8 protein-coding genes are annotated in these 7,860 nt (G+C 72.1%); 6 read left to right on the plus strand and 2 right to left on the minus strand.

Translation table 11 applies throughout. The features are described 5' to 3' along the window. The first annotated feature begins 32 nt into the window (after window positions 1–32). Genes AB0M52_RS02020 through AB0M52_RS02030 form a run of 3 tightly spaced genes read left to right on the plus strand, consistent with a single transcriptional unit; the run spans window position 33 to window position 888 of the window. Entirely contained in the window at window positions 33–161 is a 129-nt protein-coding gene (locus AB0M52_RS02020; RefSeq protein WP_233513855.1) for a DUF4244 domain-containing protein, read from the plus strand. Beyond that, window positions 158–526, plus strand: coding sequence for a TadE family type IV pilus minor pilin (locus AB0M52_RS02025; RefSeq protein WP_363947605.1), 369 nt, complete (start codon window positions 158–160; stop codon window positions 524–526). The genes AB0M52_RS02020 and AB0M52_RS02025 overlap by 4 nt, the downstream gene beginning before the upstream one ends. Continuing rightward, window positions 523–888, plus strand: coding sequence for an Rv3654c family TadE-like protein (locus AB0M52_RS02030; protein WP_363947608.1), 366 nt, complete (start codon window positions 523–525; stop codon window positions 886–888). Before AB0M52_RS02025 ends, AB0M52_RS02030 begins: the two co-directional genes overlap by 4 nt. A 98-nt stretch (window positions 889–986) precedes the next feature. Here AB0M52_RS02030 and AB0M52_RS02035 read toward each other — a convergent pair whose 3' ends face one another. After that, a complete protein-coding gene (locus tag AB0M52_RS02035) occupies window positions 987–1,565 on the minus strand; it encodes a hypothetical protein (protein ID WP_363947610.1) in 579 nt (192 codons plus the stop codon). Window positions 1,566–1,648: 83 nt separating this feature from the next. After that, window positions 1,649–4,192: a DEAD/DEAH box helicase gene (locus tag AB0M52_RS02040; protein ID WP_363947613.1), complete on the minus strand. Its 2,544-nt coding sequence runs from the start codon at window positions 4,190–4,192 to the stop codon at window positions 1,649–1,651. A gap of 143 nt (window positions 4,193–4,335) precedes the next feature. On the opposite strand from AB0M52_RS02040, the gene AB0M52_RS02045 reads away from it, so the two are divergent. From AB0M52_RS02045 to AB0M52_RS02055, 3 genes are all read left to right on the plus strand, one after another. After that, entirely contained in the window at window positions 4,336–4,677 is a 342-nt protein-coding gene (locus tag AB0M52_RS02045) for an STAS domain-containing protein (RefSeq protein WP_363947616.1), read from the plus strand. Beyond that, complete coding sequence (locus AB0M52_RS02050) at window positions 4,677–5,111, plus strand: ATP-binding protein (RefSeq protein ID WP_363947622.1); 435 nt, start codon at window positions 4,677–4,679, stop codon at window positions 5,109–5,111. The genes AB0M52_RS02045 and AB0M52_RS02050 overlap by 1 nt, the downstream gene beginning before the upstream one ends. Window positions 5,112–5,459: 348 nt before the next feature. After that, window positions 5,460–7,860 (plus strand): sodium-translocating pyrophosphatase (locus AB0M52_RS02055; protein WP_363947619.1); only part of this gene is annotated, 2,401 nt, incomplete at its 3' end.

The raw sequence follows: 7,860 nt of genomic DNA on the forward strand, positions 1-7,860 counted from the left end.
GAATCCTCGCCCGCCTTCGCGGGGACGCCGGGATGAACACCGCGGAGTACGCCGTCGGCACGCTCGCGGCGGTCGCCTTCGCCGGCATCCTGCTGAAGGTGCTGACCTCGGACAGCGTGCAGTCCGCGTTGACCGCCGTCGTCGACCGGGCACTGAAGTGACCGGGCGCCGGCGGGCCGGTCGCGACCGAGGCTCCTTCACCGCCGAGATGGCGGCCGGTCTGCCGGCGCTGATGCTGCTTCTGCTCGCCGGCCTGACCGCCGTCAACGCGGTCAGCACCAAGGCGGCCTGCCTGGACGCGGCCCGGGAGGCGGCGCTGGCCGCCTCCCGGGGCGAGGAGGGCGTCGCGGCCGGCAGCCGGCACGGCCCGTCGGGTGCCGAGGTGGCCGTGGTCGTGGAGGGCGAGCGGGTCCGGGCGACGGTCCGGGCTCCGGTCCGTGCCCTCGGCGCTGATCTGCCGGCGCTCACCGTCGTGGCCACGGCGGTCGCGGCCGTCGAGCCGGGCGCACCGGACCCACAGCCATGACCGCCACCGAGGACCGGAGCCGGGATCGTGGTGGCGCGACCATCTGTCTGCTGGCGGTGGGGCTGCTGTTCGTCGCGGCTGGCCTGTTCGGTGCCGGGGTCGGTGCGGCGCGGGTGGCGCGCCAACAGGCCCGGGTCGCCGCCGACTTCGGTGCCCTGGCCGGAGCCGCCCGAGCCCTCCAGGACGAGTCGGTGGCGTGCGACCGAGCCCGGGAGATCGTTGCCGCCAACAGCGCCCGCTTGGTCTGGTGCCGGCTGGACGGGCTCGACGTGCTGGTCACGGCCGAGGTGACCGTAGACCCGCTGCCCGGCCTGAATCGCGTTGCCACGGTCACCGCCCGAGCCGGCCCGCTACGCGGCTGACCGGCATCGGGTGGCGTTGTTCCACGAGTCTGATGTCTCAGAGACATAGATATGTCGCTGAGACATCAACCCAATGAGAAGGATGGCGGCACCGGAGGTCAGCGGCTCTGGAGGGCGTCGAGGGCGACCGCCATGGCGATCACCAACCGCCGGTCGATCTGCGGGTTCTGGATCTCGACGACGTACCGGTCGCGCAGACCCCACTTCTTGACCACGGTAAAGACGGGCTGGCCGTTCGCCACGAAGTCGAAGTGGTACGGCAGCCAGGACAGCGACTCGGCGAAGCGGCGCAGCAGGGCGACCGGCATGCTGCGCTCCTGGCCGGTGACGTTGGGCAGGCCGGCCTGCTCGACGTGCCAGGTCGAGCGGAGCAGGGACTGCGCGAAGTCCTTGCGGAACAGGCCGATCGGGTTACCGGCGTGGTCGGTGACGTCGTACGTGGCACCGAGGTCGAGACGCTGCCGGGCCTTGAACCCGAGCAGTGGCTGCTGCTTGGTGTCATCGGCGTAGATCGTCACCTGCTCCTTGAAGGCGAGCCGCTTCTGCTGGGCGAACGCCAGCAGCCCACCTTCGGAGCCGTCCGGTGCGACGCTGTGGACCTCGTACTGGTTGACCATGAACCGCAACCGTTGGCGGATGTGGAACTGGTGCTGCGCCTGCAAGCTATCGAGCTGCATGAAATCTCCTCAACTGTGGTGCGCCGGAGTGTCGCACAGCCCGGCAACCACCGCCGGATCAGTGAGCGGAGTCGATCAAGGGGTTACCGCGGCAGGTTGGCCAGCACCACGTCGAGCACCCGGATGGCATCCGGCTTGGAGAGCGGGTTGTTGCCGTTGCCGCACTTCGGCGACTGCACGCAGGACGGGCAGCCGGCCTCGCAGCCACACTCGGCGATCGCGTCGCGGGTGGCCCGCAGCCAGGCCGCCGCCATGCCGTACGCCCGCTCGGCGAAGCCCGCCCCGCCGGAATGCCCGTCGTAGACGAAGACGGTCGGCGCCTCGGTGTCCGGGTGCACCGCCGTGGACAGCCCGCCGATGTCCCACCGGTCACAGGTGGCGACCAGCGGCAGCAGCCCGATCGCGGCGTGCTCGGCGGCGTGCAGCGCGCCCGGCACGTCGGCGGGGTTCACCCCGGCCAGGGCGAGCGACTCCGGGGAGAGGGTGAACCAGACCGCGACGGTACGCAGCTCCCGCGTCGGCAGGTCCAGCGGACGGGTGTCGATGACCTCGCCGGTGGCGATCCGTCGTCGCTGGTACGACACCACCTGGCTGGTCACGTCCACCTCGCCGAGGAACAACCCGACCGGCCCGGCGTCGACGTACGAGCGCACCGACACCACCGACAGCGAGGTGACGTCCCGCGCGTGGGTGGACCAGTCCGGCTCCTCGGGGTGCACCAGCGCGCACCCGTCGTCGAGGTCGAGCGCGTCGACCACGTAGGACACCCCCTGGTGCAGGTAGACCGCGCCGTGGTGCAGCAGGAAGTGCGACGAGCCGCCGTCGACGGTGCCGAGCAGCCGGCCGGTCGCCGCCTCCACCACGCAGACCGGAGCGCCGCCCTCGCCGCGCAGGTCCACCTCGGGCCGTTCCCGGTGCCGCCAGTACCAGCCCGTTGGCCGCTGCCGCAGCGCACCCGCCTCGACCAGCGCCGCGACGGCTTCCTTCGCGCCGTCACCGAAGAGTTCCAGGTCGGCTGCGGTCAGCGGCGCCTCGGCCGCGGCGCAGGCCAGCTGGGGGCCGAGCACGTACGCGTTGGCCGGGTCGAGCACGGTGGCCTCCACCGGTGCCCCGAAGACCGCCTCCGGGTGGTGCACCAGGTAGGTGTCCAGCGGGTCGTCCCGGGCGACCAGCACCGCGAGGGCCTCCTGGCCGGAGCGCCCGGCGCGGCCGGCCTGCTGCCACAGCGACGCTCGGGTGCCCGGGTATCCGCAGATCAGCACCGCGTCCAGGCCGATCAGGTCGACGCCCAGCTCCAGGGCGTTGGTCGAGGCCAGCCCGAGCAGGTCACCGTGCAGCAGCGCCCGCTCCAGCTCCCGACGCTCCTCGCGCAGGTAACCGGCCCGGTACGCGGCGACCCGGTCGCCGAGCCCGGGTACCGCCTCGTCGAGGCTGCGCCGGGCGCTGGTCGCCACCACCTCGGCCCCCCGCCGGGAACGGACGAAGGCCAGCGTGCGTACGCCGGCGGCGACGGTGTCGGCGAGCAGGTCGGCGGTCTCTCGCAGCGCCGACCGGCGGACCTGGACGAGGTCGGCCGGACCGGCCGGTTCCCCGGCCGCGGGTGAACGGCGGCCGGCGGGCGATGCGTCGGTGGACAGCGTCGGGCCGGCATTGCGCGCGGCCACATCGAGCGGCAGGTCGGTGGCGGGTCTCGCGCCGGCATTCCACGCGGACGGCACGGTGCCTTGCGCGCGGCGGGGTGGTGGTGCGGAGGTGGATGCAGGCGGCTCGGCGGGCAGCAGCGGCGGCTCCCAGAGCGCGAAGGTCACCCCGGCTCGCGGCGAGGTGTCTTCGGTGACGGCTGTCACGGGCAGGCCGGTCAGCCGGCCGGCCGCCGCGGCCGGGTCGCCCGACGTCGCCGAGGCCAGCACGAAGGTCGGGCCGGGGGTACGCCCGTAGCGCGCGCACTGCCGACGCAGCCGGCGCAGCACGTGGGCGACGTGCGAGCCGAACACACCCCGGTACACGTGGCACTCGTCGACCACCACGTACGCCAGCCGGCGCAGGAATCCCGACCACTGGGCGTGGCCGGGCAGGACGCCGTGGTGCAGCATGTCCGGGTTGGTCAGCACGAACCGGGAGTGCTGCCGAATCCACTCCCGCTCGGCGCGTGGGGTGTCGCCGTCGTAGCAGGCGGGGCGTACGCCTTCGATCTCCAGCGCCGAGACGGCGCGCAACTGGTCGGCGGCGAGCGCCTTGGTCGGTGCCAGGTAGAGCACGGTGGCGCGGGGGTCGGCGAGCAGGGTGGCCAGCGCGGGCAACTGGTACGCCAGGGACTTGCCGGACGCGGTGCCGGTGGCCACCACCACGTGCTGGCGGTCGTACGCCAGGCTGGCCGCTTCGACCTGGTGCCGCCACGGCGTCGCCACGCCACGTCGGGCATACGCCGCGCGCAGTTCCTCCGGGGCCCAACGTGGCCACGGCGCTGGCACGCCCGCCCGGGGCGGCACCCGTTCGACGTGGGTGACCGGGTCGGTGGCGTGCCGTTGCCGGAGCCGGCGCAGCAGCGCACCCGGCGCGACGGCCAGCGCGGCGCCCGGCGGCGGCTCGGGGCCGCGGCCGGCGGATACGCTGGCTGCCGAGGTCACGTCCTGCACTCTCGCACTGGTGTTCGGAAATGGGAAATCGGCGTGCCGGGCAAGGGAAAGAACTGCCCCCGGTGAGTCGTCGGGCGGGCCGGGGGGTAGTGGTTGAATGCCCAGAGAGTTTACGGCTGCGCGAGGGAGGACCGATGGAGCTGTCGCTGGCGACCCGTACCGTGGGGGAGCACACGGTGCTCGAGGTCGGCGGTGAGGTGGATGTCTACACCGCCCCCCGCCTGCGCGAGCGGCTCCTCGAACTGATCGACGCCGGGGCGCGGCACGTGGTGGTCGACCTCGGTCGGGTGGACTTCCTCGACTCCACCGGGCTCGGCGTGCTGGTCGGCGCGCTGAAGCGGCTGCGTACCGCCGACGGCACCTTCGCCCTGGTCTGCGACAAGGAGCCGCTGCTCAAGATCTTCCGGATCACCGCGCTGGACCAGGTATTTCCGCTGTATCCCACGGTCGAAGCGGCGACCGGCGCCGGCGCGTGATGGCGACGGTCCGGCTCTCCTTCTCGCCCGCGCCGGTGCACGTGCGCACCGCCCGCCTGGTCGGAGTGGCGGTCGCCCGCCGGGCAGGAGTCCGCGAGGACCTGCTCGACGAGGTACGCCTGGCCATCGGTGAGGCGTGCACCCGCGCGGTCGCCCTGCACCGCCAGTACGGCCTGACCGACCCGGTGCTGGTGGAGATGTCCGACTCCGGGGCGTACGCGGTGCGGGTGGTGGACCGGGCGCCGATCGAGGCGGGTATCGGCCTCGCCGCCTTGGACGCCGACCAGTTGGCCAACGAGTCGCTGAACGAGGACGACCTCACCACCGGCGTCGGCTTCGCCCTGCTCGCCGGCTTCGTCGAGGATCTTCAGGTCCGCCCGGTCGACGACGGCATCGGCACCGAGGTCCGGATGGTCTGGCCGGTCAACCGCTGACCGATCCTCACCGTCGCGCCGCCACCCGTCGGCATCGAAAACGTGCGGTCGCATTCCCTGGCCTGGGAATGCGGCCGCTTCGTCATGGACCCGTTCCTATATCAGATTTCGGTTCATAACACAGCGACGAAGATCATCGGGCCAGGGTGGCACCTCCCTGTGACCTCGAACACTGCGGAGGGCTACAGTACCCGGGTTGTCAGCAAGTGATCCACCGCGCAGCCAGCGCAGATGGGCGTCGGTCGCTGGTTCGCCGGGGTGGGTCGGCGCGCGCTTGCGAATTCGCATCCAGGCGCCGGTCGGTGCGTCTCCACCGGCCGGCGCGTTGTTCGGCACAGGAGGACACAGATGTCCGACACCTTGGCCGCCGAGAGCGGCGGGATCTCCCTCACCGGAGCCAATGTCACGTACGTCGTCATCGCCGCGGTGATCGCGCTGGTCGCGCTCGCCTTCGCCGCCGCGTTGACGAAAACCGTGCTGGCTGCCGGCACGGGCACCAACAAAATGCAGGAGATCTCCGGGGCCGTTCAGGAGGGCGCCTCGGCCTACCTGCGCCGGCAGTTCCGGACCCTGGCGATCTTCGTGGCGATCGCCGTGGTCCTGCTCTTCCTGCTGCCGGTGCACGACACCGCCGGCAGCGAGACCGCGGTGAAGCTCGGTCGCTCGCTCTTCTTCGTGGTCGGCGCCCTGTTCAGCGCCTTCATCGGCGGTGCCGGCATGTGGCTGGCCACCCGGGCCAACCTGCGCGTGGCCGCCGCCGCCCGGGAGCGCGAAGGCGGCCGGGAATCGGCCATGAAGATCGCCTTCCGGACCGGTGGCGTGGTCGGCTTCCTCACCGTCGGCCTCGGCCTCTTCGGTGCCGCGCTGGTCGTCCTGCTCTTCCGGGGCGACGCGCCGACGGTGCTGGAGGGCTTCGGCTTCGGTGCCGCGCTGCTCGCCATGTTCATGCGGGTCGGCGGCGGCATCTTCACCAAGGCCGCCGACGTCGGCGCCGACCTGGTCGGCAAGGTCGAGCAGGGCATCCCCGAGGACGACCCGCGCAACGCCGCCACCATCGCCGACAACGTGGGCGACAACGTCGGTGACTGCGCCGGCATGGCCGCCGACCTGTTCGAGTCGTACGCGGTCACCCTGGTCGCCGCGCTGATCCTGGGCCGGGCCGCGTTCGGCTCCGACGGCCTGGTGCTCCCACTGATCATCTCCACGATCGGCGTGCTGGTCGCCATCATCGGCGTCTTCATCACCCGGCTGCGCGCCTCCGACCGCAACGGCCTGACCGCGATCAACCGGGCCTTCTACCTCTCCGCGTTGATCTCGGCCGTGCTGGTCGCGGTGGCCACGGTCGCCTACCTCCAGCCGTCCTGGGCCGCGCAGCTCGGCGACAACTGGCGGGAGACCCTCGGCGTCGACGGCGGGGACCCGCCGTTCGGCCCGCGCGGCGTGGTCATCGGCGCGGTCGTCATCGGCATCGTGCTCGCCGCCGCCATCCAGGCGCTGACCGGCTACTTCACCGAGACCAACCGTCGACCGGTGCAGGACATCGGCAAGAGCTCCCAGACCGGCCCGGCCACCGTCATCCTCGCCGGAATCAGCGTCGGCCTGGAGTCCGCGGTCTACTCGGCGCTGCTCATCGCCGCCGGTGTCTTCGGCGCCTTCCTGCTGGGCGGCGGCTCGATCACCCTGTCGCTGTTCGCCGTGGCGCTGGCCGGTATCGGTCTGCTCACCACCGTCGGCGTGATCGTCGCGATGGACACCTTCGGCCCGATCTCCGACAACGCCCAGGGTGTGGCCGAGATGTCCGGCGACATCGACGAGCAGGGCGCCCGGACGCTGACCGAGCTGGACGCGGTGGGCAACACCACCAAGGCGATCACCAAGGGCATCGCGATCGCCACCGCGGTGCTGGCCGCGACCGCGCTGTTCGGCTCGTACACCGACACGCTGCGCATCGCGTACGCGGACGCCGGGGTGACCGACGTCGGTGCCGAGATCCTCAACGCGCTGAACGTGGCCAACCCGCAGAACCTGGTCGGCCTGATCATCGGTGCGGCGGTGGTGTTCCTCTTCTCCGGCCTGGCCATCAACGCGGTCTCCCGCTCGGCCGGCGCGGTCGTGATGGAGGTCCGCCGGCAGTTCCGTGAGCTGCCCGGGATCATGGACTACACCCAGCGCCCGGAGTACGGCAAGGTCGTCGACATCTGCACCCGGGACGCGCAGCGCGAGTTGCTGACCCCCGGTCTGCTGGCGATCATGGCGCCGATCGCGGTTGGCTTCGGCCTCGGGCCCGGCGCGCTGGCGTCGTACCTGGCCGGGGCGATCGGGGCGGGCACGCTGATGGCGGTCTTCCTGGCCAACTCCGGTGGTGCCTGGGACAACAGCAAGAAGATGGTCGAGGACGGCGCGTACGGCGGCAAGGGCTCCGAGGCGCACGCCGCGACCGTCATCGGCGACACCGTCGGTGACCCGTTCAAGGACACCGCCGGCCCGGCCATCAACCCGCTGCTCAAGGTGATGAACCTGGTCTCGCTGCTGATCGCGCCGGCCGTGGTGGCCTGGAGCATCGGCGACGACCGCAACGTCGGCCTGCGCATCACCATCGCGGTGGTGGCGACGCTGATCGTCGTCGCGGCGGTGGTGTTCAGCAAGCGCAAGAGCATCGCGATGGGCGAGGACTCCGACAGCGGGTCCGGCACCGCCGATCCGCGACCGGAGGCCCACCCGCGCGCCCCGCACCACCCACGGCCACGCC

This window comes from Micromonospora sp. NPDC051296 (assembly GCF_040682255.1).
GTDB lineage: Bacteria > Actinomycetota > Actinomycetes > Mycobacteriales > Micromonosporaceae > Micromonospora > Micromonospora craterilacus.